The 24,214-nt window shown below is 73.7% G+C and carries 22 protein-coding genes; 14 read left to right on the top strand and 8 right to left on the bottom strand.

The genetic code is table 11. The annotated features are described in order from the left end of the window. From rho to PV350_RS28550, 3 genes are all read left to right on the top strand, one after another. The coding region (rho, locus tag PV350_RS28560) for a transcription termination factor Rho (RefSeq protein WP_500336793.1) at nucleotides 1–1,127 on the top strand (1,127 nt) is incomplete at its 5' end. Nucleotides 1,128–1,153: 26 nt separating this feature from the next. Further along, the gene (locus PV350_RS28555; protein WP_499512561.1) at nucleotides 1,154–1,819 is read left to right on the top strand and encodes a histone deacetylase; all 666 of its coding nucleotides are present in this window, start codon (nucleotides 1,154–1,156) and stop codon (nucleotides 1,817–1,819) included. 87 nt (nucleotides 1,820–1,906) lie between these two features. Further along, the gene (locus PV350_RS28550) at nucleotides 1,907–2,314 is read left to right on the top strand and encodes an STAS domain-containing protein (RefSeq protein ID WP_499512560.1); all 408 of its coding nucleotides are present in this window, start codon (nucleotides 1,907–1,909) and stop codon (nucleotides 2,312–2,314) included. On the opposite strand, the gene PV350_RS28545 is transcribed toward PV350_RS28550, so the two are convergent. Continuing rightward, on the bottom strand, nucleotides 2,216–3,202 hold the full coding sequence (locus tag PV350_RS28545) for a sigma-70 family RNA polymerase sigma factor (protein ID WP_499512559.1): 987 nt from the start codon (nucleotides 3,200–3,202) through the stop codon (nucleotides 2,216–2,218). The two genes, PV350_RS28550 and PV350_RS28545, sit on opposite strands and share 99 nt — an antisense overlap. A 95-nt stretch (nucleotides 3,203–3,297) precedes the next feature. Here PV350_RS28545 and PV350_RS28540 point away from each other — a divergent pair, with 95 nt between their 5' ends. Further along, nucleotides 3,298–3,702 carry a VOC family protein gene (locus tag PV350_RS28540; protein ID WP_499512558.1) on the top strand — a complete coding sequence of 135 codons (405 nt, stop codon included), beginning with the start codon at nucleotides 3,298–3,300 and terminating at the stop codon, nucleotides 3,700–3,702. A 12-nt stretch (nucleotides 3,703–3,714) separates the two neighbouring features. Here PV350_RS28540 and PV350_RS28535 read toward each other — a convergent pair whose 3' ends face one another. Continuing rightward, nucleotides 3,715–6,162 (bottom strand): SpoIIE family protein phosphatase, encoded by a 2,448-nt coding sequence (locus PV350_RS28535; protein ID WP_499512557.1) that lies wholly within the window; start codon nucleotides 6,160–6,162, stop codon nucleotides 3,715–3,717. Nucleotides 6,163–6,313: 151 nt separating this feature from the next. Further along, entirely contained in the window at nucleotides 6,314–7,093 is a 780-nt protein-coding gene (locus PV350_RS28530; protein ID WP_499512556.1) for an SDR family NAD(P)-dependent oxidoreductase, read from the bottom strand. 735 nt (nucleotides 7,094–7,828) lie between these two features. Between PV350_RS28530 and PV350_RS28525 the strand changes: the two genes are divergently transcribed. The 8 genes from PV350_RS28525 (at nucleotide 7,829) to PV350_RS28490 (ending at nucleotide 15,591) form a co-directional block, all read left to right on the top strand. Further along, nucleotides 7,829–9,370, top strand: a complete 1,542-nt coding sequence (locus PV350_RS28525; protein ID WP_499512555.1) for a sensor histidine kinase — start codon at nucleotides 7,829–7,831, stop codon at nucleotides 9,368–9,370. Between the two features lie 23 nt (nucleotides 9,371–9,393). Continuing rightward, a complete protein-coding gene (locus PV350_RS28520) occupies nucleotides 9,394–9,780 on the top strand; it encodes a roadblock/LC7 domain-containing protein (protein WP_499512554.1) in 387 nt (128 codons plus the stop codon). Beyond that, entirely contained in the window at nucleotides 9,777–10,136 is a 360-nt protein-coding gene (locus PV350_RS28515; RefSeq protein WP_499512553.1) for a DUF742 domain-containing protein, read from the top strand. The genes PV350_RS28520 and PV350_RS28515 overlap by 4 nt, the downstream gene beginning before the upstream one ends. Beyond that, the gene (locus PV350_RS28510) at nucleotides 10,117–10,743 is read left to right on the top strand and encodes a GTP-binding protein (protein ID WP_499512552.1); all 627 of its coding nucleotides are present in this window, start codon (nucleotides 10,117–10,119) and stop codon (nucleotides 10,741–10,743) included. Before PV350_RS28515 ends, PV350_RS28510 begins: the two co-directional genes overlap by 20 nt. Next, nucleotides 10,740–12,167: a cytochrome P450 gene (locus tag PV350_RS28505; protein ID WP_500336791.1), complete on the top strand. Its 1,428-nt coding sequence runs from the start codon at nucleotides 10,740–10,742 to the stop codon at nucleotides 12,165–12,167. The genes PV350_RS28510 and PV350_RS28505 overlap by 4 nt, the downstream gene beginning before the upstream one ends. 322 nt (nucleotides 12,168–12,489) lie before the next feature. After that, nucleotides 12,490–13,626 carry a selina-4(15),7(11)-diene synthase gene (locus PV350_RS28500; protein WP_499512550.1) on the top strand — a complete coding sequence of 379 codons (1,137 nt, stop codon included), beginning with the start codon at nucleotides 12,490–12,492 and terminating at the stop codon, nucleotides 13,624–13,626. Nucleotides 13,627–13,654: 28 nt separating this feature from the next. Then, a complete protein-coding gene (locus tag PV350_RS28495; RefSeq protein ID WP_499512549.1) occupies nucleotides 13,655–15,007 on the top strand; it encodes a cytochrome P450 in 1,353 nt (450 codons plus the stop codon). Nucleotides 15,008–15,156: 149 nt separating this feature from the next. Then, nucleotides 15,157–15,591: a GNAT family N-acetyltransferase gene (locus tag PV350_RS28490; protein ID WP_500336788.1), complete on the top strand. Its 435-nt coding sequence runs from the start codon at nucleotides 15,157–15,159 to the stop codon at nucleotides 15,589–15,591. Between the two features lie 28 nt (nucleotides 15,592–15,619). Here PV350_RS28490 and PV350_RS28485 read toward each other — a convergent pair whose 3' ends face one another. The 3 genes from PV350_RS28485 to mptB are packed head-to-tail and all read right to left on the bottom strand — an operon-like array spanning nucleotide 15,620 to nucleotide 19,366. Further along, nucleotides 15,620–16,849, bottom strand: coding sequence for a S8 family peptidase (locus PV350_RS28485; RefSeq protein ID WP_499512547.1), 1,230 nt, complete (start codon nucleotides 16,847–16,849; stop codon nucleotides 15,620–15,622). A 46-nt stretch (nucleotides 16,850–16,895) separates the two neighbouring features. Then, nucleotides 16,896–18,056, bottom strand: coding sequence for a glycosyltransferase 87 family protein (locus tag PV350_RS28480; protein WP_499512546.1), 1,161 nt, complete (start codon nucleotides 18,054–18,056; stop codon nucleotides 16,896–16,898). Continuing rightward, complete coding sequence (mptB, locus tag PV350_RS28475; protein WP_499516877.1) at nucleotides 18,053–19,366, bottom strand: polyprenol phosphomannose-dependent alpha 1,6 mannosyltransferase MptB; 1,314 nt, start codon at nucleotides 19,364–19,366, stop codon at nucleotides 18,053–18,055. Before mptB ends, PV350_RS28480 begins: the two co-directional genes overlap by 4 nt. Nucleotides 19,367–19,478: 112 nt before the next feature. On the opposite strand from mptB, the gene PV350_RS28470 reads away from it, so the two are divergent. Continuing rightward, the gene (locus tag PV350_RS28470) at nucleotides 19,479–20,228 is read left to right on the top strand and encodes a hypothetical protein (protein ID WP_500336786.1); all 750 of its coding nucleotides are present in this window, start codon (nucleotides 19,479–19,481) and stop codon (nucleotides 20,226–20,228) included. Nucleotides 20,229–20,695: 467 nt separating this feature from the next. Continuing rightward, the gene (locus PV350_RS28465) at nucleotides 20,696–21,916 is read left to right on the top strand and encodes a DUF2786 domain-containing protein (protein WP_500336784.1); all 1,221 of its coding nucleotides are present in this window, start codon (nucleotides 20,696–20,698) and stop codon (nucleotides 21,914–21,916) included. Between the two features lie 46 nt (nucleotides 21,917–21,962). Here the strand turns inward: PV350_RS28465 and PV350_RS28460 are convergent, their stop codons facing one another. Beyond that, complete coding sequence (locus PV350_RS28460; protein ID WP_499512544.1) at nucleotides 21,963–22,475, bottom strand: pyridoxamine 5'-phosphate oxidase family protein; 513 nt, start codon at nucleotides 22,473–22,475, stop codon at nucleotides 21,963–21,965. Between the two features lie 18 nt (nucleotides 22,476–22,493). Then, nucleotides 22,494–24,035 carry a vWA domain-containing protein gene (locus PV350_RS28455; protein ID WP_500336782.1) on the bottom strand — a complete coding sequence of 514 codons (1,542 nt, stop codon included), beginning with the start codon at nucleotides 24,033–24,035 and terminating at the stop codon, nucleotides 22,494–22,496. Nucleotides 24,036–24,214 lie beyond the last annotated feature (179 nt).

Raw genomic sequence — 24,214 nt, 5'->3', positions numbered from 1 at the left:
CCCCCGCTCCCGCTTCCTCCCCCTCGGGCGAACGGCTCGTCGCCGTCGCCGGGGTCCTCGACGTCGAGGGCGGGCGCGGCTTCCTGCGCACCGCCGGTTACGCGCAGGGTCCGCACGACGTCCCGGTGCCGCCGGAGGTGATCAGGCGGCACGGGCTGCGCAAGGGCGACGCCGTCGAAGGCGTGGCCACGGCCGGTCACTCCCGCGCCCTCGTACGGGCCGACCAGGTCGGCGGGCTGCCCGCCGGCCTGGCCCGCGGGCGACGGCACTTCGCGGACCTGACCCCGCTCCACCCGTCCGAGCGGCTGCGCCTGGAGTGCCCGCAGGGCGGTCTGACCACCCGTGTCGTGGACCTGCTGGCCCCCGTCGGCAAGGGCCAGCGCGGGCTGATCGTGGCGCCGCCGAAGGCCGGCAAGACGATGCTGCTGCGGCGGCTGGCCGACGCCGTCGCGGACAACCACCCCGAGTGCCACCTGATGGTGGTGCTCCTGGACGAACGGCCGGAGGAGGTCACCGACATGCGGCGCTCGGTGCGGGGCGAGGTCGTCGCCTCGACCTTCGACCGCACGCCCAGGCAGCACATCGCCGTCGCCGAACTGGCCGTCGAGCGGGCCAAGCGCCTGGTCGAGACCGGCCGGGACGTGGTCGTGCTGCTGGACTCCCTCACCCGGCTGTGCCGGGCGCACAACAACGCGGCGTCCTCGGGCGGCCGGACGCTGTCCGGCGGTGTCGACGCGGCGGCGCTGCTCGGCCCGAAGCGGCTGTTCGGCTCGGCGCGCCTCGCGGAGGAGGGCGGTTCGCTGACCATCCTGGCCACCGCGCTGGTCGACACCGGATCGCGCGCCGACGACTACTTCTTCGAGGAGATGAAGAGCACCGGCAACATGGAGTTGCGGCTGGACCGGGGGCTGGCCGACCGGCGGGTCTTCCCGGCGGTGGACGTCGGCCCGTCGGGGACCCGGCGTGAGGAATTGCTCCTCAGCCCTGCGGAGCTGGCGGCCGCGCGCGGTCTGCGGCGGGTGCTGCGTGGTGCGGGGAGTTTCGAGACGCTGCTGGAGCGGATGCGGGCGACCCCGGACAACGCGGCCTTCCTGCGGCAGATCCGCGGCACGGTGCCGGCCGCCTGACCCCGCGGCGCCCTCATCATGGAGCGGTGACCACACCGCAGCGCGTGGGGCCCCGGGGTGCCGTGCGGCGGGACCGGCCGCCCGGTTTCGTCTGGTACGCGGCCTACGGCTCCAACACCCACCTCGTGCGCCTCAACAGCTACCTCGCCGGCGGGGTGCCCCCCGGCGGCGGCCGGGAGTACCCGGGCTGCCGGGACGCGCGCCCGCCGCTGCGGTCGGTGCCGCTGGAACTGCCGGGGCGGATGTACTTCGCGACGCTGTCGCCGGTCTGGTCGGGCGGCCGGGCCTTCTACGACGGCGACGTGCCGGGCGGCGGGGTGCGCGCCAGAGCCCATCTGCTGACGGTCGGTCAGTTCTCCGACATCGCCGCCCAGGAGATGTACCGGTCGCCGGGCTCCGACCTCGACCTCGCCGAGGTGCTGCGCTGCGGCAGGGCCCGGCTGGGCGAGGGGCGGTACGAGACGCTGCTGTACCCCGGGGACGTGGACGGGCACCCGGTGCTCACCTTCACCGCCCCCTGGGGCTCCGGCGGGGCCGAGCACGTCAGGCCGTCCGGGACCTACCTGCGGCACATCGCCGAGGGCCTGGCCGAGACGGGCGCCTGGGACCTGCCCGGCATCGCGGCCTACCTCGCGGAGTGCGCCGACGGGGCCTGGGACCCGCGGGAGATCACGGCTCTGCTCGGACGGTGACGCGCGGCGCCGATGGATTACGGCGCCGCCGCCGGTCCTAGGGACGTACGCGGTACGCATCCCCGCATCCGCCCCAGGAGGTCGCCCATGGCCCGGCCCGCGCCGCCCCCGCCCGCGTCCCGACCGGGCGGTGGGCCCGCCGTGCTCGTCCTGACCGGGAGGCTCGACCGCGCCGGGATCCCGCCGCTGGTCGAGCGGCTGCACGCGCTGCTGGCCGAGCGGGGCGGCGGGACGGTGCTGTGCGACGTGGGCGGGCTCGACGGCGCTCCGGACGTCGTGCTGGTCGACGCCATCGCGCGGTTGCAGCTGACCGCCCGGCGCCACGGCGGCCGGATCCGGCTGCGGGGCGCCGGGGGCGCGCTGCGGGAACTGCTGGCGCTCACCGGGCTGGGCGGGCTAGCGGGCCTCGGGTGCGAGGCGCGCGGGGAGGCCGAACAGCGGGAAGAGCCGCTCGGTGTCGAGGAAGGAGTTGAGCCCGGTGATCCGGCCGTCTGATATCTCGATGACCTGCAGCGCCCACGGCTCGTGACCCCCGTCGGGGCTGGGCCGGTACTGCCCGAAGCCCGGTGTGCCGTTGGCCGTGACCGGGACGAGCCGCGAACCGCGGCAGCCGGAGCCGAGCCCGAGCATCCAGGCCTTGATGTCCGCCGATCCGCGCAGCCACAGGCCGAAGGGCGGCATGGACAGCGTGGCGTCCTCGTGGAGCAGTGAGGTGAGGGCGTCGAGGTCGTAGGACTCGAAGGCGGCGACGTAGCGGCCGAGCAGGGCGCGCTGCTCCTCGTCGAGCGGACGGGCCGGGTCGGTCGTGGCGGGGGCGGCCGCGGCGAGGGCGGCGCGGGCCCGCTGCAACGCGCTGTTGACCGAGGCGACGGTGGTGTCGAGCAATTCGGCGACCTCGGCCGCCTTCCAGGCCAGCACCTCCCGCAGGATGAGCACGGCCCGCTGGCGCGGCGCGAGGTGCTGCAGGGCGGCGACGAAGGCCAGGCGCACGCTCTCGCGCTGGTCGGCGAGGTCGGCGGGGTCGCCCGTCTCCGGCAGGACGCGGCCGTCGGGGGCGGGGGAGATCCAGGTGCTCTCCGGCAGGGTGCCGGGCAGCGGGCCCTCGGCGCTGCCGGGCGAGGCCAGGTCCATCGGGCGGGCCCGGCGTCCGGTGCCGCCCAGGATGTCCAGGCACGCGTTGGTGGCGATGCGGTACAGCCAGGAACGCAGGCTGGAGCGGCCCTCGAAGCGGTCGTACGCCCGCCAGGCCCGCACCATCGTCTCCTGGACGGCGTCCTCCGCCTCGAAGGCCGAGCCCAGCATCCGGTAGCAGTAGCCGGTCAGCTCCGCGCGGTAGCGCTCCAGCTCCTGCGCCACGTCCGGGGGTGCAGCGAGATCGCTCATGGTTCTCCTCCGCCTTCCGATGAGTTCCGGAGCGTCCACGGGTCTACTTCAGCACAGACCACTGACACAGACCCCGGAACGGAACGAGGCGGACCATGCCGACCCAGATCTTCGTCAACCTCCCCGTGCAGGACCTGCCCAGGTCGAAGGCCTTCTTCGGCGGCCTCGGCTTCTCCTTCGACCCCCGGTTCACCGACGACAACGCCGCGTGCATGGTGATCGGCGAGGGCATCTTCGCGATGCTGCTCGTCGAGCCCTTCTTCCGGCAGTTCACCAAGAAGGAGGTCGCGGACGCCACGAAGACCACCGAGTCCATCCTCTGCCTGGGCGTCGAGTCGCGGGAGCGCGTGGACGAGCTGGCCGACGCGGCCCTGGCCACGGGCGGGTCGCCCTCGAACGAGCCCATGGACCAGGGGCCGATGTACGGCCGCAGCTTCCAGGACCCGGACGGCCACCTGTGGGAGGTCGTGCACATGGACCCGGCCGCCCTCCAGGACTGACGCGCCGCCCGCTCAGCCCGGGTGGACGTCCGGGATCTCCTGCTCCGCCCAGATCAGCTTGCCGTCCGCGGTGTAGCGGGTGCCCCACCGGCGGGTCAGCTGGGCGACGAGGAAGAGCCCGCGGCCGCCCTCGTCGGTGGTCCGGGCGTGCCGCAGCCGCGGCACGGTGTTGCTGCCGTCGTAGACCTCGCAGATGAAGACCGACTGCCGGATCAGCCGCAGCCGGATCGGGCCCGAGGCGTGCCGGATGGCGTTGGTGACCAGCTCGCTGACGACCAGTTCGGTGGTCGTCCGCAGCTCCTCCAGCCCCCACTCGGCGAGTTGGCGCGTGGCCAGCGCCCGGGCCCGGCTGACGACCGCCGGGTCGACCGGCAGGTCCCAGGCGACGAACCGGTCCGTGGTGAGCGCGTGCGTACGGGCGACGAGCAGGGCGACGTCGTCGGCGGGCGGACCGGGCAGCAGACGCTCCAGCACGGCGGAGCACAGGTCCTGCAGCGGCAGTTCGGGGTGGGCCAGGGCGTGCGCGAGCCGCTCCAGGCCCACGTCGACGTCCTCGCCGAAGGTCTCGATCAGGCCGTCGGTGTAGAGGGCGACGATGCTGCCCTCGGCCAGTTCGAGCTCGGCGGACTCGAAGGGCATGGCGCCCAGGCCGAGCGGCGGGCCGGCGGGCAGTTCGGCGAAGGTGACCCGGCCGGAGGGGTCGACGACCGCGGGCGGCGGGTGCCCGGCGCGGGCCATCGTCAGCCGCCGGGTCACCGGGTCGTAGACGGCGTAGAGGCAGGTGGCGCCGGTGACGGTGGTGGCCACGGACGCGTCGGCGCTCTCCTCCTCGGTGAGCCGCATGATGAGGTCGTCCAGGTGCGCCAGCAGTTCGTCGGGCGGCAGGTCCATGTCGGCGAGGGTGTGGACGGCCGTCCGCAGCCGTCCCATCGTCGCCGCCGCGGTGAGCCCGTGCCCTACGACGTCCCCGACCACCAGCGCGATCCGCGCCCCGGACAGCGGGATGACGTCGAACCAGTCGCCGCCCACGCCGTCCTGGATGTCGGTGGGCAGGTAGCGGGAGGCGACCTCCAGCGCCGTGCCGCCGGTCAGGGTCTGCGGCAGCAGGCTGCGCTGCAGGGCGAGCGCCGCCTCGTGCTCGCGGGTCCAGCGCCGGGCGTTGTCCACGCACACCGCGGCGCGGGCCACGAGCTCCTCGGCGAGCAGCAGGTCGTCCGGCTCGAAGGCGCCGGGCCGGCGGTGCCGGATGAAGGTCACCACGCCGAGGACCGTGCCCCGGGCCCGCAGCGGCACCCACATCACCGACCGCATCCCGAACTCGCGGATCTTGGCCGCGCGGGCCGGGTCGTCGGTGAGCCACGACGCGCGGTCGATGGCGATGTCGGCCTCGATCTCGGGCCGGCCGGAGGTCATGCAGCGCACGTGCGGCGAGGTGTCGCCGGCGTTGATCCGCTCGCCGAGCGCGACGATCGACTCCGGGGTGCCCGGGTGCACCGAGCGCATGCCGGCGCGGCGCAGCGGCACGCGGCCCAGCGCCCCGCCGGCCGGCGGCTCGTCGCCGCGCAGCACCGGCTCCAGCAGGTCGACGGTGACGAAGTCGGCGAGCCGCGGGACCGACACGTCGGCCAGTTCCTGGGCGGTGCGGGTGACGTCCAGGGTGCTGCCGATGCAGGCCCCGGCCTCGTTGAGGAGCGCGAGCCGGCCCTGGGCGCGCCAGCGGTCGGTGACGTCCATGCCCATGTAGCAGACGCCCATCACCCGGCCCTCGGCGTCGTCCAGGCGGTAGAAGGAGGTGGAGAAGGACCGCTCCCGGTAGGGGGCGGCCAGCGTCCAGCCCTGGTACTCGTGGTCGATCACCGGCTCACCGGTCAGCAGCACCTCGCGCATGATGTTCTCCAGCGCCTCGGTGTCCAGACCGGGCAGGGAGTCGCTCATGCGCATCCCGATGCGGTGCTCGCGCGGCACGCCGGCGAAACGCTCCAGGGTGTCGTTGATCCACACGTACCGCAGGTCGGGGGTGAGCACGGCCATGCCGATCGGGGACCGGGTGAGGAAGCCCTCCAGGATGGCGCTGCTCACCGCCCAGGACGGGGTCCTGGCCAGGTCGATCCCGGACACCAGCCAGCGCTCGTGCCCGTCGGGCGCCGCCAGCGTGGACACCCGCAGGCCCAGCTCGATCCGGCGTCCGTCGCGGTGCCGGGCGGCTACGAGACCGCCCCAGATGTCCTGGTCGTGCCACTGGGCGGCGACCTCCGCGGCCTTGGCGGCCTGTTCGGAGGAGGCGAGCAGCTGCGCGGCGGGGCGGTGCAGCGCTTCCGCGGCCGGGTAGCCCAGCAGGTGCTCCGCGGCGGCCGTCCAGCCGACGATCGTCCCCTCGCCGTCGATCAGCGCCGACGCGGCGTAGGCAAGGTCGAACGGCGCCTTCGCCGGCGCCGCAGCGCTTCCCTCCGGCATGACCATCAGGGGCGTCCCATTTCCGCCGATCCGTGTCTTTCATGCTAGGACGTCCTGTGCGCGGGGGCTCCTCGCGCGGACCGGCCCCGGACCGGCTCCGGACCGGCTCCGGACCGGCCTCGACCCGGCCTCGGCCCGGCCTCGGCCCGGGCACCGCTCAGGGCAGCGGTCCCGGGGGAAGGGGCGGAGGGGTGGGACGCAGCGCGTGCAGGCCGCCGTCCACGGGGAGCGCGGTGCCGGTGACCGCCGCGGCCGAGGGTCCGGCGAGGTAGGCGACGGCGTCGGCGACCTGCTGGGCGGTGACCAGGCGCCCGCTGGGCTGGCGGGCCTGGAGCGCGGCCCGCTCGGCCGCCGGGTCGGGGGCTGCCGCGATCAGCCGCTCCACCCAGGGAGTGTCGACGGTGCCGGGGGTGACGCAGTTGACCCGGACGCCCTCGGGCAGGTGGTCGGCGGCCATGGCCAGGGTGAGCGCGAGGACGGCGCCCTCGCTCGCCGCGTACAGCGCCTGGCGCGGGAGCCCCGCCGTGGCCGTCACCGAGGAGATGTTGACGATCGACGCGTAGCGGGAGCGGCGCAGGTACGGCAGCGCGGCCCGGCTCGCCCGGACCACGCCGAGGAGGTTGACCTCCAGCACCCGGCGCCACTCGCCGTCCGGGTTCTCCTCCACGGTGCCGACGGCCCCGGTGCCCGCGTTGTTGACCAGGATGTCCAGCCCGCCCAGGTCCTCCACGGCCCGGCCGACCGCCCACCGCACGGAGGCGTCGTCGGCCATGTCGGCGGCGAGCGCGTGCACGTGTGCCGGTGCCCGGCCGGGGGCCTGGTCCAGCACGGCGACCCGTGCGCCGCGCGCCGCCAGTGTCTCCGCCGTGGCGAGCCCGATCCCGGTGGCACCTCCGGTGACGATCGCGGCGAGCCCCTGCAGTTCCCCGGCGGTCATCGGCCGGCCCCGGTCTCCGCGCGCGTGACATTGCTCCCTGAACGGGCCGGGCGCAAGTACCCATCACTCTTAAGAGTGAAGCCAATTTTCGTGCCCCTCCGGGGTCCTCCGGCGCGGGCGCACCGCGCGCGGCCGGACGGCGCACGCCGGGGCTTTCCCGTCGTGCCGCCGTGGGTCTCGCCGTACCACCCGGGCACCTGCCGTGGAGCCGGTCGCTCCGGTTCGGCCCCGCCGCCCTCCGCGGCGCCCGCCCGTACCGCCCGCCCGCGCCCGCGGCCCGGCCCGGTGCGGATCCCGCGGGGGGCGCGTGACGTGGGGAAGCGGCGTTCCGGGGTCCTCGCTGGGGGGTTCGGCCCGGCGTGTTCCTGCTCGCCCATGAGAGCCTCCCGGGGCGCGGGGACCGGCGTCGCCGTCGATCGAGCCATCCGTGGTCAAACAGTTTATATCGGTCATTGCTCATGATCGAATCGTGGACGCACAGATGGTGAGGGAGCGCCCGGGAGGGGTTTGCGTCGACGCCGAAGAACCGATAACCATACGTCAAACGGCATGTGCCAAAGGCATCGTGAGGCGGCATCAGCCACGGAATGGAAGCGGCTATGCTACTTGCGGCTCAGCGTGTTGTAGCAATTACGCCAGGTCAGGCGCGGCCTGCTGATTGCCCACTCCGTTGACGCCGCAATCCGCTGCTCGTGCCGTGTTCGTTCCATGACTAGCGATCACCTGAGGATGCTGATGGTTCGTGCTGGATCGTCCCCCGGAGACCACCGGCCCACCGCGACGTCCGCGTGGTTATTGCCGGTCGTCATAGTCGCGGCGGTCGCGACCGTCGCCGTATGGACCGTCCCCTCGTCCGCCAGGGTTGCGGTGCTGTGGTGTGGGGTGACCGCCACGGTGGCCGTCGCCGTCCTCGCCGTCGAGGTCGCGCGCCGAGGGCACCTGACCGCGGAACTCCGTGCCGAGGTGGCCCGTCACGACGCCGAGCTGCGGTACCGGCTGGCCCAGCAGGAGGCCGAGACCGTACGCCTCGCCAAGGAACAGCTGCCCGACGCCATGGCGAGGCTCCAGCGCGGCGAGTTCCTGGAGGACGTGCTCAAGAGCGTCGAGACCCGCACCGAGGGCCTCACCGCAGAATTCCACAGCGCGCACCAAGCCGTTCTCCACTCCGTCCTCACGGCCGTCTCCGCCGAGGAGGACATCCGGGAGTCGTCGCAGCGCGCCTTCGTGAACATCGCCCGCCGCGTGCAGGCCATCGTCCACCAGCAGGCGAGTGCCCTGCGGGAGATGGAGGACCGCCACGGCCAGAGCCCGGAGGTCTTCGGCGATCTGCTCCGCCTCGACCACGGCACCGCCCTGATCGGCCGTCTCGCCGACAGCATCGCCGTCCTCGGCGGGGCCCGCCCCGGGCGTCAGTGGAGCAAGGCCGTTCCTCTCTTCAGCGTGCTGCGCGGCGCGATGTCGCGGATCACCGACTACCAACGGGTCGAGCTGCACTCGGTCTCCGAGGTCGCGATCATCGGCCCCGCGGTCGAGCCGCTGATCCACGCGGTTGCCGAGCTGCTGGACAACGCAACCCGCTACTCCCCGCCGCAGACCCGGGTCCACCTGACCGCGGTCGAGGTGCAGTCGGGCATCGCGATCGAGATTGAGGACGGCGGCGTCAGCCTGAGCGAGGAGGCCCGTCAGCGCGCCGAGCAGATGCTCGCCCAGGCGCAGGCCGGCATCGACCTCAACGGCCTCGGTGAGACGCCCCGTCTGGGCCTGGCCGTGGTGGGCCGTCTGTCGAAGGCCTACGGATTCCAGGTCTCGCTGCGGACCTCCGCCTACGGCGGTGTGCGCGCGGTCCTGATCGTCCCGCAGGACCTGATCACCACCACCACCAACGCGACGGGCCTGGCGCACGGCATCGGTGCCGCCTCCGGTCCGCGGTCGGTGCCGGCGCCGCGCACCGGTTCGGATTCCGGTTCCGGTGCCGCGCGAACGACGGGGCCCCAGGCCTCGGCGCCCGTGACGGCCGACATGGCGGACGACATCCCCGTCGTCCACGAGCGCACCTCGAACGGGCTGCCCCAGCGGCGTCGGCGCATCCCGCCCGCCCAGTCCGCCCCCGCGGGCTCGGCCGCCGGTTCCGTCACTGCTTCCCATGCCAAACCACCGGCCCAAGAGCCGGTGCAGCCCGGCATGTGGTTGGCCGCCTTCCAGAGCGGCGTTTCCGGGGAGACGCCCGCTGCCGCTCCCGTCAGCAACAGTGACGAGTCGTTAGATAAGGGTGAGTAGCCGTGATTCAGCAGCGGGCCAACATGGACTGGATGCTCAAGGACCTGGCGACCAGCGTTCCGCAGACCCGCCACGTGGTGGTGCTTTCCGCGGACGGCTTGCGCATGGCTCAGTGGGGAACGGACACGGACGCGGCCGACCGGATCGCCGCGGCCTGTGCCGGTCTGCAGAGCCTGGCGGCGGCCGTCGCGTCGGAGTTCCCGCACGGTGACGGCCGCATGAGGCTGGTCGTGATCGAGATGTCGGGCGGTTTCTTCTACCTGATGGCGGCCGGCGCCGGGGCGTACCTCGCGGTGCTCGCCGACGAGGGGGTCGATGCCGGACTGATGGGGCAGCGGATGCGCGACCTCGTGGCGCGCATCGGTGAGCACCTGAGCAGTCCGCCGCGTAGCGACGAGCATGCCGGATGAGCGAATCGGGTCAGGGATGGGAGGAAGGAAGCCCCGAGCGGCTCTACGTGATCACGGGAGGTCGGAGCGGGGGCTCCGACACTTCCACCCTCGACCTGGTCACGCTGGTCCGGGCGCGTACCGGGCCACCGCCGGGGATGCCGCCGGAGCAGGCGGCGATCGTGCGACTGTGCACTTCGCCCCTCTCCGTGGCTGAGATCTCCGCTTACCTCAATCTTCCGGTCAGCGTGGTCACGGTGCTCCTCACCGACCTGCTGGCCGAGAAAAGGGTGGAGGCGCGCTCGCCGATTCCGCCCGCCAACCTTCCCGACGTCGCTCTTATTGAGGCGGTGATGCATGGACTTGAGAAGCTCTGACCCCCTCGTCGTCACCGGGCCGCGGAGCGAGGACGCACTGCCGGAAACCGCCACCGCCGCGGTCAAGATAGTGATCGTCGGGGGTTTCGGGGTCGGCAAGACGACCCTGGTCCGATCGGTGAGTGAGATCAGGCCGTTGACGACCGAGGAGACCATGACCCAGGCGGGTGTCGGTGTGGACGACACCGCCGGAGTGGAACGCAAGACCGCCACCACGGTCGCCATGGACTTCGGCCGGATCAGCATCAACCGGGAACTGGTGCTGTACCTCTTCGGCACCCCCGGCCAGCAGCGTTTCTGGTTCCTCTGGAACGGGCTCTTCGAGGGGGCGCTGGGCGCGGTCGTCCTTGTCGACACCCGCCGCCTCGAAGTCAGTTTCGACGTCATAGGGCGGCTGGAGGAGCGCGGGGTGCCCTTCGTGGTGGCCATCAACACCTTCCCGGAGGCGCCTCCGCACCCCGTCGAGGACCTGCGGGCCGCCCTCGACCTTCCCGAGCACGTCCCGATCGTGCACTGCGACGCTCGCAAGCGGGACTCCAGCCGCGACGTGTTGCTCACCCTGATGCGATATCTGCACTCCCTCGCCCTCTCCACGGAGGCATCGTGACAACCCCACCCCCCGAGTGCCCCGCCCACGCCTCCGGTGCCGGCGGCATACGCCGCCTCTACGACCCCGAGGCCGAGGCCGACCCGATGGGCGTCTACGAGAAGCTCCGGGCCGAGCACGGAGCCGTGGCTCCCGTCCTGCTCCACGACGACCTGCCGGCGTGGCTGGTGCTTGGCTACCGGGAGAACCTCGAGGTGCTCCGCACCCCGTCCCGGTTCTCCTCCGATTCCCGGCGCTGGAACGTCTTCCAGAGAGGGGAGCTCAAGCCGGAGCACCCGCTCGCCCCCACCATCACCTGGCAGCCCTTGGTCGTCTTCGCCGACGGTGAGGACCAGAAGCGGCTGCGCGGCGCGGTCAGCCGCGGCATGGGGCGCTTCAACCGCCATGGCATCCGACGCCACGTGACGCGGGTCTCGAACCAGCTGATCGACGAGTTCGCCGCCGCCGGCAATGCCGACCTGGTGCCCCAGTTCGCCGAGCAGCTTCCTCTGCTCGTCATGACGAACCTGCTCGGTCTCCCCGAGGAGGAAGGGCCACGGCTCGCGGAGGCGTGCCGTGACCTGATGAAGGGCACCGAGACCTCCGGTGCCAGTTACGTCCACATCCTGGAGTCGCTGACCCGGCTGGTGGCGGAGAAGCACGCCGACTCGGGCCCCGACCTGGCGTCCTGGCTCATCGACGACGCCGCCGGTTTCAGCGACGACGAGGTCATCCAGCACCTGCGCCTCGTGCTCGTGGCCGCGAACGAGACCACCGCGAACCTGATCGCGGGCATGGTGAAACTGGTGCTCACCGATCCACGGTTCCGTGGCAACCTGTCGGGCGGCCACATGACGCTGCCTGACGGCCTGGAACAGGTGCTGTGGGACGAGCCCCCGCTCTGGGTGATGCCTGCCCGGTACGCCACGGGCCCGATGGAACTGGGCAACCAGCGCATCGATGAGGGGGACATGCTCCTCCTGGGGCTTGCCGCGGGGAACACCGACCCCGCGATCCGTCCCGACCTCGTGACCCCGATGCACGGCAACCGGTCCCACCTCGCCTTCGGCGGCGGTCCGCACGAGTGCCCGGGCCAGGACATCGGTCGTGCGATCGCCGAGACCGGCATCGACGTCCTGCTGGCGCGGCTTCCCGATCTGCGGCTCACGGTCGACCCGGGCGAGCTCGCCCGGATTCCGGCGTGGACCTCGCACCATCTCGCGGAACTCCCCGTGGAATTCACGCCGCGCCGACCGCGCGAGGAGGAGGACACCGGGGCCAGCGTGAAGCCGGCACCGCGCGAAGTGATTCCCCAGCCGCTGCCGCAGGCGGTGCCCCAGCCCTCTGTGGCACCGGTTGCGCAGGTGGCCGCAGCGCCGATGCCCTCGGTTCCGGCGGGCAGGCGGTCTTGGTGGAGCGCTCTGCGGAGCTGGCTGCGCCGGTAGACCGAGCGTCTCATTCTGTGACCCGCGCACGGCGGGCGCACGGGCGGATGCGCCCGTGCGCCCGCCGTGCGCCTCTGTGTATACGGAGAGCCGTTTCCGCCTGGTGACGGCGCGAGGGCGCGCCGTCCGCGCACACGGCGCACGCCCGGCGCAAGCATTGCGTGGGCCAACTACCTTCCACATGGCGAGATCTGGCCACTTGACTGCATGGCCATATGCCGGAGTAATGGTCGCTGTAAATGATCCACTCGTGTTCCGCTTGGGCATGTGCCAGGCGAAATTGCCGGTGGTCAGAGGGTTGACAACTGAGAGGTGACCGTCAGTGGGGCCCGACCTGATAGTTCCACCGATCTACTCTCCACTCAGTCCGGCCATCCATCCCAGCCACGCCGCCATCGACGCGCGGACCGCCGAATGGGCCGACCACTTCTCCATCGGCTCCGACGCGCTCCGCAGCCGCCTCGTGCAGCACGACATCGGTACCTTCGCGGCACGCATCCTCCCGGATGGCCGCGAGGAGGTCATCACCATCACCGCGGACTTCATCATCTGGCTCTTCGGCGTTGACGACGGCTACTGCGAGGAAGGCGACATCGGGACCCGGCCGGGCGATCTCATGGGGGCGCTCTCCCGCTTGCTGCGCATAGCCCAGAACCCCGAGGTCTCGATGCTGGCGGACGATCCGCTGGCGCAGGGGCTGCGGGACCTCCGCTACCGGATGGACGTGTTCGGCACTCCAGGTCAGGTCGCCCGCTGGGTCGACGCCCTGCGCGAGTACTTCTCCTCCGTCGTGTGGGAGGCGTCCTTCAGGAGTCGCGGCACCGTACCGGACCTCAACGACTACACGCTCATGCGGATCTACGACGGCGCCACGTCCGTGATGATGCCGCTGCTGGAGATGGGGCACGGCTACGAGCTCCAGCCGCTGGAGAGGGACCTCACCGCGGTGCGTGCCGCGGCCGAGATGGCGTACTTCATCATCTGCTGGGACAACGACATCTTCTCGCACCACAAGGAGGAGCGGGCAGGCGGCTTCTACCTGAACGTGGTGCGCGTGCTCGCCGAGGAGCGGGGGCTTCCGCAGGACAAGGCCCTCACCCTGGCCATCGCACAGCGTGACCGCGTGATGAACCTCTTCCTCCGTGTCTCGGACCATCTGAGGATCTTCGGCAGTCCACAGCTGCGACAGTTCCTCGACAGCCTCGGCCACTTCATACGCGGGGCCCAGGACTGGGGCGTCAGCTCGGTCCGCTACACCACACCCGATGATCCGGCGAACCTCCCCTCGACCTTCTGTGACACACCCAGCGACGACAGTCTGGATCCGCTGGGCATCCCGGCGATCGACTGGTGGTGGGATCTGCTTCCCGAGAGGGAACCGTCCCGTCCGTCACACGAGTTCACCCAAACGGCAACCCTCGACTCCTTCATACACCCGATCGCGCAGCGCACGGCGTAGATTCCGCGAAAGAAGAGGAGTTCTCGGGGTGAATGCAGACTTGCGCTCGGTTCCGCGCGCCCCCGGTCGGCTTCCGCTCATCGGCCACGTCTGGCCGCTGGCGCGCAATGCCCTTGGTTTTGTCACGTCGCTCCGCGACACCGGTGACCTGGTCCGGGTCGACGTCGGCACGATGCCCGTCTACTTCGTGAACAGCCCCGCGCTGGTGAACGAGTTGCTGGTCACCAAGGGGCGCAGCTTCGAGAAGGGGCGCTTCTTCGACCGGCTGAAGGTCCTGGTGGGGGAGGGGCTGGTCACCGCCGGGGGAGACACCCACCGCAGGCACCGCCGCCTGATGCAGCCGATGTTCCACCGGACCCGCATCGCCGGCTACGCCGAAGTCATGGCAACTCAGGCACGGGCGACGGCCGACTCGTGGCGCCCGGGGGACACCGTCGCCGTGGAGCGGGAGATGGCCGCCATGGTGGTCAACACGCTTGCGGGGACGATGTTCTCGACGGACATCGGCAAGCCCGCGGTCGACGCCATACGGGTGCACCTGCCGGTCATCGTCAACACCCTGCTCCTGCGCACCGCCTCACCCAAGTTCCTCGACAGGGTTCCCATCCCGGCCAACCGCCGTTTCGACGCCGCGGCGGGCGCACTCCTCCGGGTCATCGACGAGGTCGTCGCAGCCGCCCGCGAGTCCGGCGACACGGACCGGCCCGACCTGCTGTCGACACTGCTCGCGGCGCGTGACGCGGACACCGGCGAGGCCCTGACGGACGTGGAGGTCAGGGACGAACTCAGCACCATCCTCTTCGCCGGTGCGGAGAACACCGCGACCACGCTCACCTGGGCGTTCCACGAGATCGCACGGCACCCCGAGGTCGAGGAGCGGCTGCTGGCCGAGATCGCGGCGGTATCGGGGTCCGGCCCGGTTGGGCTGGAGCACGTCGCCGCGTACGAGTACCTGTCGCGGGTCATCAACGAAGTGGTCAGGCTGCACGGTGTCACCCTGCTGATGCGCCGTGCCGTCGAGCCCGTCGAACTCGGTGGGGTGACCCTGCCCGCCGGCACCGAGGTCGCCTTCAGCCTCTACGCCCTGCACCGGGACCGCCGTTCGTTCCCGGACCCGGAGCGGTTCGACCCGGACCGGTGGCTGCCGGAGCGCAGTGCGGACCTGCCGCGGGGGGCGTTCGTCCCGTTCGGCTCGGGGACCCGCAAGTGCATAGGGGATTCCTTCGCCTGGACGCAGATGATCATCTCGCTGGCCACGGTGCTGGGCCGGCGGCGGCTGCGGCCGGCCCCGGGCCACACGGCACGGGAGGTCACCGCGGCGGTGCCGCACCCCGACCGGCTGCCGATGGTGGTCGAGGCCCGGGAGCGGGTCGAGGTCTAGGGGCCGTCCGCGCCCCGGGCCGGGTGGGTGTGCGCCGTCTCGCCGATCAACGGTGGCGCACAACCGCTCGGCCTTTGCCGTGCTGAACGCCGCGGCGACTTGATCCGTACCGGAGCGCGGCGGGCGCCGGCGCCTCCTAGGATCACGCCATGGAACTGACGTTCGTGGACGTGAAGTCTGGTGAACCGGCCATGACCGCTGAAGTCGGGCCGCTGATCAGGGCGTTGAGACCGGCTCTGACCGCCGACGGGTTCGCGGCCTTCGCCGCCGAGGCGCATGACCAGGGGGTGGTCTTCACGGCGGCGCTGGACGAGCGGGAGCGCTACCTGGGGGTGGCCACGCACCGGGTGCTGACCACCAGCAGGGGGCGGCTGCTGCTGGTCGACGACCTGGTCACGGCGCTGGACGCGCTTGGCGCGGGGGTGGGCACGCGGTTGCTGGCGGAGGTGGAGGCCAGGGCCCGGGCGGCGGGCTGCGAGCGGCTGGAGCTGGACGCGGGCGTCGCCAACCACGGGGCGCACCGCTTCTTCCACGCCCGCCGCATGGCGATCACGGCGCTGCACCTCGCGCGCGAACTCACCTGACGGGCGGGGCGCGGGACGGCGGAGCCGTTCAGAGGTCCCCGGCGAAGGCCACCAGCTGCGGGGTGCCCCACGGTTCGGGGACCGCGGTCCGGGTGGCGTGGTCGAGGAGCCACTTCTTCAGCACCTCGAAGCCGGCGTCCCCGTAGGTGTCCTTGTAGAGCGCGGCGATGCCGGTGACGTGGGGGGCCGCCATCGACGTGCCGCTCATGATCGCGTAGAGCCCGCCGGGGAAGGCGGAGGCGATGTCGACACCGGGCGCGTTCAGGTTGACGCAGCTGCCGAAGTTGCTGAACGCCGCCCGGTGGTCGGCCCGGTCGGTCGCGGCGACGGTGAAGGACTCCGTCGCGCTCGCCGGGGAGATGACGCAGGAGCTGACGTCGTCGTTGCCGGCCGCGACGACCGGGAAGACCCCGGCCCGGGCCAGCGCGTCCAGGGTCTCGTTCATCGTCGGGGAGTAGAGGCCGCCCAGCGAGATGTTGGCCACGGCGGGCTTCACCGCGTGCTGGGCGACCCAGTTGATCCCGGCGATGATGCCGGAGTTGGGGCCGCGCGCCTCGCAGTCCAGCACGCGTACGGAGACCAGCGAGACCGCCCGGGCGACCCCGGTGTGCTCGCCGCCGACCGTGCCGGCGACGTGCGTGCCGTGGCCCGCGCAGTCCGCGGCGTTGCGACCGTCGTCCATCTCGTCGATGCCGGGCCTGGCGCGGCCGCCGAACTCCGGGTGGGTGAAGTCGATCCCGCTGTCGATGATGTACGCGGTGACCTTGGCGCCGGTCGCGCGGACGGTGAAGCCGTGCGTGGCCGGGGCGCGGTTGCTCACGCGCTCCAGGCCCCAGAACCGGCCGGTGCCGTCGGCCGGGGGCGGGCTGCCCGGCATCCGGCGGCTGGTCGACACCGGGATCCGGTCCTCCGCGGGCAGGGTGACCGTGGTGTCCTGCTCGACGCCGCGCACCGAGGGCAGCGCCCGTACCCGGGCCAGTTGCCGTCCGGTGAGCGGGGCGGCGAAGCCCCGCATCACGCTGTCGTACACGTGGGCCGGGGTGATCCCGGCCGCGCTCGCGACGGCGGAGGGGTCGCTGTCCGGGGCCAGGGTGACGATGTAGCGGCCGGGGATGGAGTTCGGCGCCCCGACGCCGAGCAGGGGTGCCAGGGCGACGGAGGAGTGCGCCTGTGCGGGCACCGGCGCGGGGAGGGCGGCCAGCGCGGGGACGGCGGTGATCAGCAGCGCGGCGAACGTCCGGCGCAGGGACACACGCATGTGTCGATCTCCTCGGGACTCGGCGGACGGCTCGGCCGACGGGCCGTCAGCCGGCCCTCTCCCCCACCCTGTCAGCCAGGATCGGACGCGGGCGCGCCCTGCTACGCCATCCGGGCCGGGGCGCGACGAGCAGCCCCAGGCCGATCCACACGTAGGCGCTGCCGCCCACGAGGGTGCCCGGGCCGCCGGTGCCGGGGTCGCCCCGCCACAGCCACACGACGCTGCTGCAGAGCAGGACGTAGCTGCCGACCGCCGCGACCGTCAGGCCCCGGGTCCGTACCCGCAGCGCCTCGCCGGCCAGCGCCGCCAACGCCGGGATCAGCCACACCAGGTGGTGCACCCAGGTCACCGGGCTGACCAGGCAGGCCGTCACCCCCGTGAGGGCGACGCCCGTCGTGACGCCGGACCGGCGCACCTTGTACGCCCACACCGCCAGCACCGCGACCACGGCCACCGCCCACACCCACGTGGGTGCGTCGAGCCGGGCGAAGGTGCCGCGCAGCGACTGGTTCGAGGCGTACGACAGCGAGCCGACGCGGTCGGTGTCCCACATCGCCCGGGTCCAGAAGTCGCGGGACGCGCCGGGCGCGGCCAGCGCCGCCAGCAGGGTCGCCCCGGTCGCGGTGGCGGCCGCGGTGAGGCCGGCGCGGCGGTGCCCGGCGAGCAGCAGCCACCCGATGAACAGCGCGGGCGTCAGCTTCACGGCGGCGGCGAGGCCGATCGCGCACCCGGCCCAGCGGCTGCCGCGGCGCAGCAGTTCGGCGTCGGCGAGCACCAGGGCGAGCAGGACCAGGTTGACCTGCCCGAAGGTGAAGGTGTCGTGGACCGGCTCCAGGAGCGCCATCAGGCACACGGCCAGCACCATCGCGTACCAGGGGGTCCAGCCCTCGCGGCGCACGATCGGCCACACCGTCCACCACAGGACGGCCGCCGCGGCGCAGATGTTGAGGGCGGCCGCGCAGACGACGGCCGCGGGCCAGCTCACCAGGGTCAGCGGCAGCATGCACAGCGCGGCGAACGGCGGGTAGGTGAAGCCGTACGTCGTCCCGGGACTGAGGTAGTCGTAGACGCCGACGCCGTCGTGCGTCCAGGCGTTGACGGTGCCCCAGTACACGCCGAGGTCGAACCAGTGCCGGTGCAGCGGCACGGTGGCCAGGAAGAGCGCGGTCGCGACCACGGCGGCGGCCGCCGTCACGATCCGCCTCATGAGGCGAACGCGGGACGTACGAGCCGGACCAGCCGCAGCGCGGCGAGCGGGAGCAGCGCGAGGGCCGCACCCGTGGCCGCCAGGGCGATCTGACGGGGCGTCGCGGCGAACCCGCTGGGCAGCACCACGAGCGCCAGCACCGCGCTGGCGAGCGCGGCGATCCGCCGCACCCGGCCGTCGGGTGCGGCCACGGCGAGCGGCACGAGTCCCCACAGCAGGTACCAGGGGCGGATGGCCGGGCCCAGCAGCGCCACCGCGAGCAGGCTGATCCCCAGGGCGTACACCGGCCCGAGCCGTTCGCGGTACAGCCACACGGCGGCGATGACGAGCGCGGCCGCGGCCATGCCGAGCAGCCGCCACACGTCCGGGGTGCCGACGAACCGTCCCAGGACGTTGACCAGGGACCAGTTGGAGGCCGAGGCGGGCGTGGTCAGCGCGCCGATCCAGCCGTAGCCGACGCCGGTGACGGCGGTGACCGCCACGGTGGCCGCGCCGGCGACCGCCGCCGTGGCCGCCCCGGCGCGTGCCAGGCGCCGGCGGCCCTCCAGGTGTTCGGCCCACAGGCTGGCCACGACCAGCAGTCCGAGCGCCGCGGGCGCCTTGACCAGGGCGGCCAGGGTGACCAGCGTGGCGGCCACGACCGGGCGTCGGGCGAGTGCCGCGCCCAGGCCCGCGCCGAGCAGGCCCAGCATCACGGCGTCGTTGTGCGCCCCCGCCACCAGGTGCAGCAGCACCAGCGGGTTGAGCGCCCCCAGCCACACGGCCGCGGCCGGGTCCGCGCCGCAGCGCCGGGCGAGCCGCGGCAGCAGCGTGGCCAGCAGGGCCACCCCCAGCAGCGCCAGTGCCCGCATCCCGGCGACCCCGGCGTGCGCCCCGAAGCGCGCCAGCGCCAGGAACGCCGGCCCGTAGGGCGCGGGGCTGTTCCGCCAGATCGCCGGCACCTCGGCCGCCGCCGTACCTCCCAGCACGCCCGGCCCGTGCGTGTAGGCGTCGATGCCCGCGTTCACCATCGTGCCCTGCGCCAGGTAGCTGTAGACGTCCCTGCTGAACAGCGGCGGGGCCAGCAGCAGCGGTGCCGCCCACACGGCGAACGTCGTCAGCAGCGCGCGTATCGACGGGGGCCGGGGCCCGCGCACCAGCCGGCCGAGCTGCCACCACGCCGCGACGAGCAGCCCGAGGCCGAAGTACGCCACCAGCAGTCCGGCCGCCGCCTGCCCCTGCGGCAGCGCGATCCCGTCCCGTACCGGCAGCGCCCCCGCGGCCCTGCCGCCGACCGCCAGCGCGGCGGTACCGGCCAGTCCGAGAGCCATCGTGCGAGTCACGCCCGCACGTTCCCATCACCGGATGTCCGCCGGACGACCGGCGGGCGACCGGCGGATGACCGGCCCGGACGCGCGGCGCCCGCTTCGCTACGGTGAGGGCATGTTCACACCCGGGGAACGCGACCGCCTGCGGGCCCGGCTGCTCGGTCTGGCCGCGGACGACCCGGACGTCACCGGGGCCGCGCTCACCGGTTCGCTCGCGGTCCCGGGAGGCGGCGACCGGTGGTCCGACGTCGACCTGGTGCTCGGGGTGCGGGGCGAGGTGGGCACGGCGCTGGCCCGCTGGACGGCGTGGCTGTACGGGGTCGGGTTCGGTGCGCTGCACCACTGGGACCTGCCGGCGGGGGCGACCGTCTACCGGGTGTTCCTGCTGCCGGGGGCGCTGGAGGCGGACCTGGCGTTCACGCCGGAGGAGGAGTTCGGGCCCCGGGGGCCGCAGTGGCGGACGGTGTTCGGCGCCGCGGGCCGGGCGCCGGAGGCGGCGCCGGCCGACCCGGGGACGCCGGCGGGGCTCGGCTGGCACCACGTCCTGCACGCCGCGGCGAGCATCGAGCGGGGCCGGCTGTGGCAGGCCGAGCACTGGATCGGAGCGGTGCGCACCCAGGTCATCGCCCTCGCCTGCCTGCGCCTTGGGCACCCCGCGGCCTACGCCAAGGGCGCCCACCTGCTGCCGGACGAGGTCACGGGGCCGCTGCACGCGACGCTGGTGCGCTCGGCGGAGCCGGCCGAACTGCGCCGCGCGCTCGCCGCGGCCGCGTCCGCCCTCGGGCGTGAAGTGGCCCGCACCGACCCGGAACTGGCGCAGCGCCTGTGGCCGGTCCTGGTGGAGCGGGGCGGCGCGGCCGGCTGATCCCGGCGGCGGCCGCCACGATGATCTCCGTGACGTGGCCGGATTGTTCGAGGAGGACGCCGTGCCCGGCCGGTGAGGTCGATGTCGTCGGCGGTGCCGCCAACGGCGCGCAGCCGGGCGACGAGGGAGGGAGCGGCGGGGCAGGGTCTTCAGCGCGACCGCCCAGGCCGCCGTGCCCAGCACTGGTGGCTGGTCGAGCCGGCAGGCTGCGGCCGACGACGACGTCGCAGCCCGTGTCGGCGGCGAGCCGTCCCATGAGGCGGGCGCGGTTCCCGATCGACAGGTCCCCGGGAGTGGGGCCACGTCCGTGACGGGCAGGGCGACGGCCACCGGGCCGCATCCGGCGGCCGCCGGGGCGGGCTCGGCCGTGACGTCGGCGTGGAACCCGGTCGTGTGGATGTCCCGGCCCGCCGGGGCGGGCGGGCACGGTGCTCCGTGCGCGGCGTGTCGGTGCGATCCTGAACCGCGTGCGAGATGCGATGACGGTGGTCGAGGCGGCGTTCGCCGGTGTCCTGAGGGCGCCGGAGGGGGACGTCGAGACGGCGCTGGACGCCGGGGCGTCGGCGATGGCGGCGGCGGAGGCCGGGTGGGACGAGGTCGGCCGGGCGGTGGCGACCGCGGTGGGCGGGCTGCTGCGGGGTTGCCGGGCGCGCGGCTGGGAGGACGCCGACCTGCTGCGGATGGTGCGCCGCGAACTGCGCCCGGAGCACGTGCGGCTCGCCGGGCGCCTGACCGCCGACGGGGGCGGTGACCCGGCGGGCCTCCTGACGGCGTACGGGGCGGCCGAACGGCTGGACCGCTTCACCGTGGCGACGGCCGTGCTGGAGCTCGTCCGCCTGCTGGGGCGGCTGCCCGGGATCACGCCGCCGACGGCGCCCGCGCCCGCCGCGGGAGGTGCCGGCGGTGCGGGGCATCCGATGCTGCGGCGGATCAGGGCGCTGCTGGCGAAGGCGGAGTCCACGGCCTTCCCCGAGGAGGCGGAGGCGCTGAGCGCGAAGGCCCAGCACCTGATGGCACGGCACAGCGTGGACGAGGCGCTGGTCGCGGGTACGGCACCGGGCGGCGGCGGTCCCGGCACGCGGCGGATCGGCGTGGAGCGTCCGTACGAGGCGCCGAAGGCGCTGCTGCTGGACGCGGTCGCGGCGGCGAACCGCTGCCGTGCCGTGTGGTCGGCGGAGTTCGGCTTCTCGACCGTCGTGGGCTGGGAGGCCGACCTGGAGGCCGTGGAGGTGCTGTACACCTCGCTGCTGGTGCAGGCCGAGGCGGCCATGCGCGGCGGCGGCGCCCCGGGGCCGGCCACGCGTCGCCCGGGACGCAGGGGCGGCAAGGGCGGCGCCAGGGGCGGGGACCTGTCGCGGGACTTCCGCGAGTCCTTCCTCATCGCCTACGCGGGCCGGATCGGCGAGCGCCTGGCCGCGGCCGCCCGTGACGCGACGGAGGAAGCCGCGGAGGCGGGCGGGTCCACGGAGGTGCTCCCCGTGCTGGCGGCCCGCGAGGTCGCCGTCGGCCGCGCCGCGGACGCGATGTTCCCCGAGACCCGCACGGAGCGGCTCAGGGGCCGCGACCGCGAGGGCTGGGAACGCGGTACCGCCGCCGCCGACCGTGCCGCCTTCCACGGCCCGGCCGGCGCCGGACCGGGACGGGCGCGTGGCCGGGGCCCGGGTCCGGCCCCGGGCTCCCGGGGGTGAGGCCGGACCTCCGGCACGGCCTGCGCCACGTCCCGGCCACGTGCGCCTAGAACAGCCACCGGGTCTGGCTGTAGGTGGTGCCGCGGGCGTAGGCGAAGGCCGTGGTGGGTTCCACCTCGTACACCAGGGCCTCGTGGCCCTCGCCGACGAGGACCTGGTCGCCGACGTCGAAGTGCCATCCGGAGCCGTACTTGGTCTCGTACGCCGCGGCGATCCGGTGCAGCTGGTTCTCGCTGCGCACGCGGGCCGCCTTGCCCTCGAGCACCACGTCCAGGCCCTCGCCGAGCGCGTTGTTGCCGGTGGTGAGGACGACCCGGCCGTTGCGGGCGAGGTTCTTGGCCTTGCGCTCGTCGGCGCCGGTGCAGAAGTGCAGGGCGTCGTCCAGCCAGACCCCGATGAGCGGGGTGACGTGGGGGCGGCCGTCGGGACGGACGGTGGTCAGCCAGTAGATCTCGGCTCCGGCCAGGTGCCCGCGGGCGTCGTGCCAGGTGGTGGGGGCCGCGCCGGTGCTGCTGAAGCGGGCGTCGAGCCGCGGCTCGGGTTCCTTCTCTTCTGTCATGGGTTCACTGATACTCCATCAGCCCGCGCGCAGCGCGTACGCGCTGTCCACGGCTTCCGCCAGGTCGCGTACCGCGGGGTCCTCGGTGGTCGCCGCCAGGGCGTGCGCGCGGTCGCCGAGGCGGGCGAGGCCGGGGGCGCCGGGCAGCTGCTCCTCGCCGGTGTCGTAGGTGCGCAGCGCGTCGGCGAAGTAGGCGGCCACCGCGTCCACCCGGAGCCGCGGCGAGGTGCCGGAGTCCCACAGCCGGCCGGCCAGGCGGGCCGCCTCGACGGCGCCCGACGCCTCGTGCGGGGAGCGGTCGTGCGGGTCGAGCCAGCGCACGGTCGCGGTGGCGACGTGACCGCGGGCGCCCGCCTTCAGGCGTACGGCGTAGAGCGCGGTGACGGTGTGGCCGGGGCCGACCTCGCCGCCGTCGACGCGGTCGTCGCGGAAGTCCTCGTCGGCGACGGCGCGGTCCTCGAAGCCGATCAGGCGGTAGCGCTCGACGGTGTTCGGGTCGAAGGAGACCTGGGCCTTGGCGTCGCGGGCGCGCAGGCCGATGTTGACGGGCAGCTGGTCCACGAACAGGGCACGGGCCTCGGCCGGGGTGGAGACGTACGAGGTGTGGCCGTCGCCCTTGTCGACCAGCCGCTCCATCAGTTCGTCGCCGTACTCGCTGCCGACGCCGACCCCGAACAGGGCGACGCCGTGCTGTGAGCGGGCCCGGTCGATCCGCTCCAGGAGGGCGTCGGGGTCCGTCTGCCCGGTGTTGGCGAGGGCGTCGGAGAGCAGGACGACCCGGTTGGTGGCTCCGCGCCGGGCGCTCTCCAGGGCCACGTCGTAGCCGGTGCGCAGGCCCGCCTCCAGGTTGGTGGAGTCCTCCGGCGCGAGGCGGTCGACGACGGACAGGGCGCGCTGCCGGGCGCCCCCGGTGCCGAGCCGGGTCGCCGGCAGGGCGACCCGCGCGCGGTCGCTGAAGGTCACCACGGCCAGGGAGTCGTCGTCCCGCAGCTCGCCGACCGCGGCACGGAGCGCCTTCTGGACGAGGTCCAGCCGGCCCGGGTCGCCCATGGAGCCGGAGACGTCCACGACGAAGGTGAGCACGGCCGGCGGCCGGTTCCCCTCGTCGGCGGGGCGGGTGGCGAGGCCGACCCGCAGGAGGGACCAGCCCTCCTCGTCGCCGATGCGGGCGCCGTCGACGGTGACGGAGAAGCCGTCGCCCTCGGGGGCGGGGTAGTCCTGGCGGAAGCTGTTGACGAACTCCTCGGGGCGCACGTCCGCGGGGGAGGGCAGCGAGCCCTCGTCGAGCCGCCGCTTGGCGTAGCCGTACGAGGCGGTGTCGACGTCCAGCGCGAAGGTCGACAGCTGTGACGCGTCGGGCGCCCGCTCCAGGCCCCGGTCCTCGTCCGTGCCCTGCCCGTTCCACTCGGAGCCGCCGTCCTTGGGGGCGCCGTCCGCGCCCCGCACCGGTCCGGGCCGCCGCGTGTCACCGGCGTGGCCCCGGTCCGTGTTCGCGCCGCAACCCGTCAGGACCGCTCCGGCCGCCACCGCCGCCAGCACCGCCGCCGTGATCCGCCGCATCACCGTCACCTGCTTCCCCCGGGGGCGCCCCCTGCGCCTTCTGCGACTGTGACGCAGGACGGGGCGGACGGGTGGCATCGGGGCCATTGCGGATGGATCTCAGTCGGGCAACGCCCCCTCGCCCGGGACGGCTTGGCGGGCGTGGCCGGCCGGTGGGGAGTTGGCCTGCGGGGTGGGGT

This window comes from Streptomyces sp. PA03-6a (assembly GCF_033792765.1).
Classification (GTDB): domain Bacteria; phylum Actinomycetota; class Actinomycetes; order Streptomycetales; family Streptomycetaceae; genus Actinacidiphila.
Note: the sequence above shows the minus strand (reverse complement) of the source record. Positions and strands in the feature narration are given on the sequence as shown.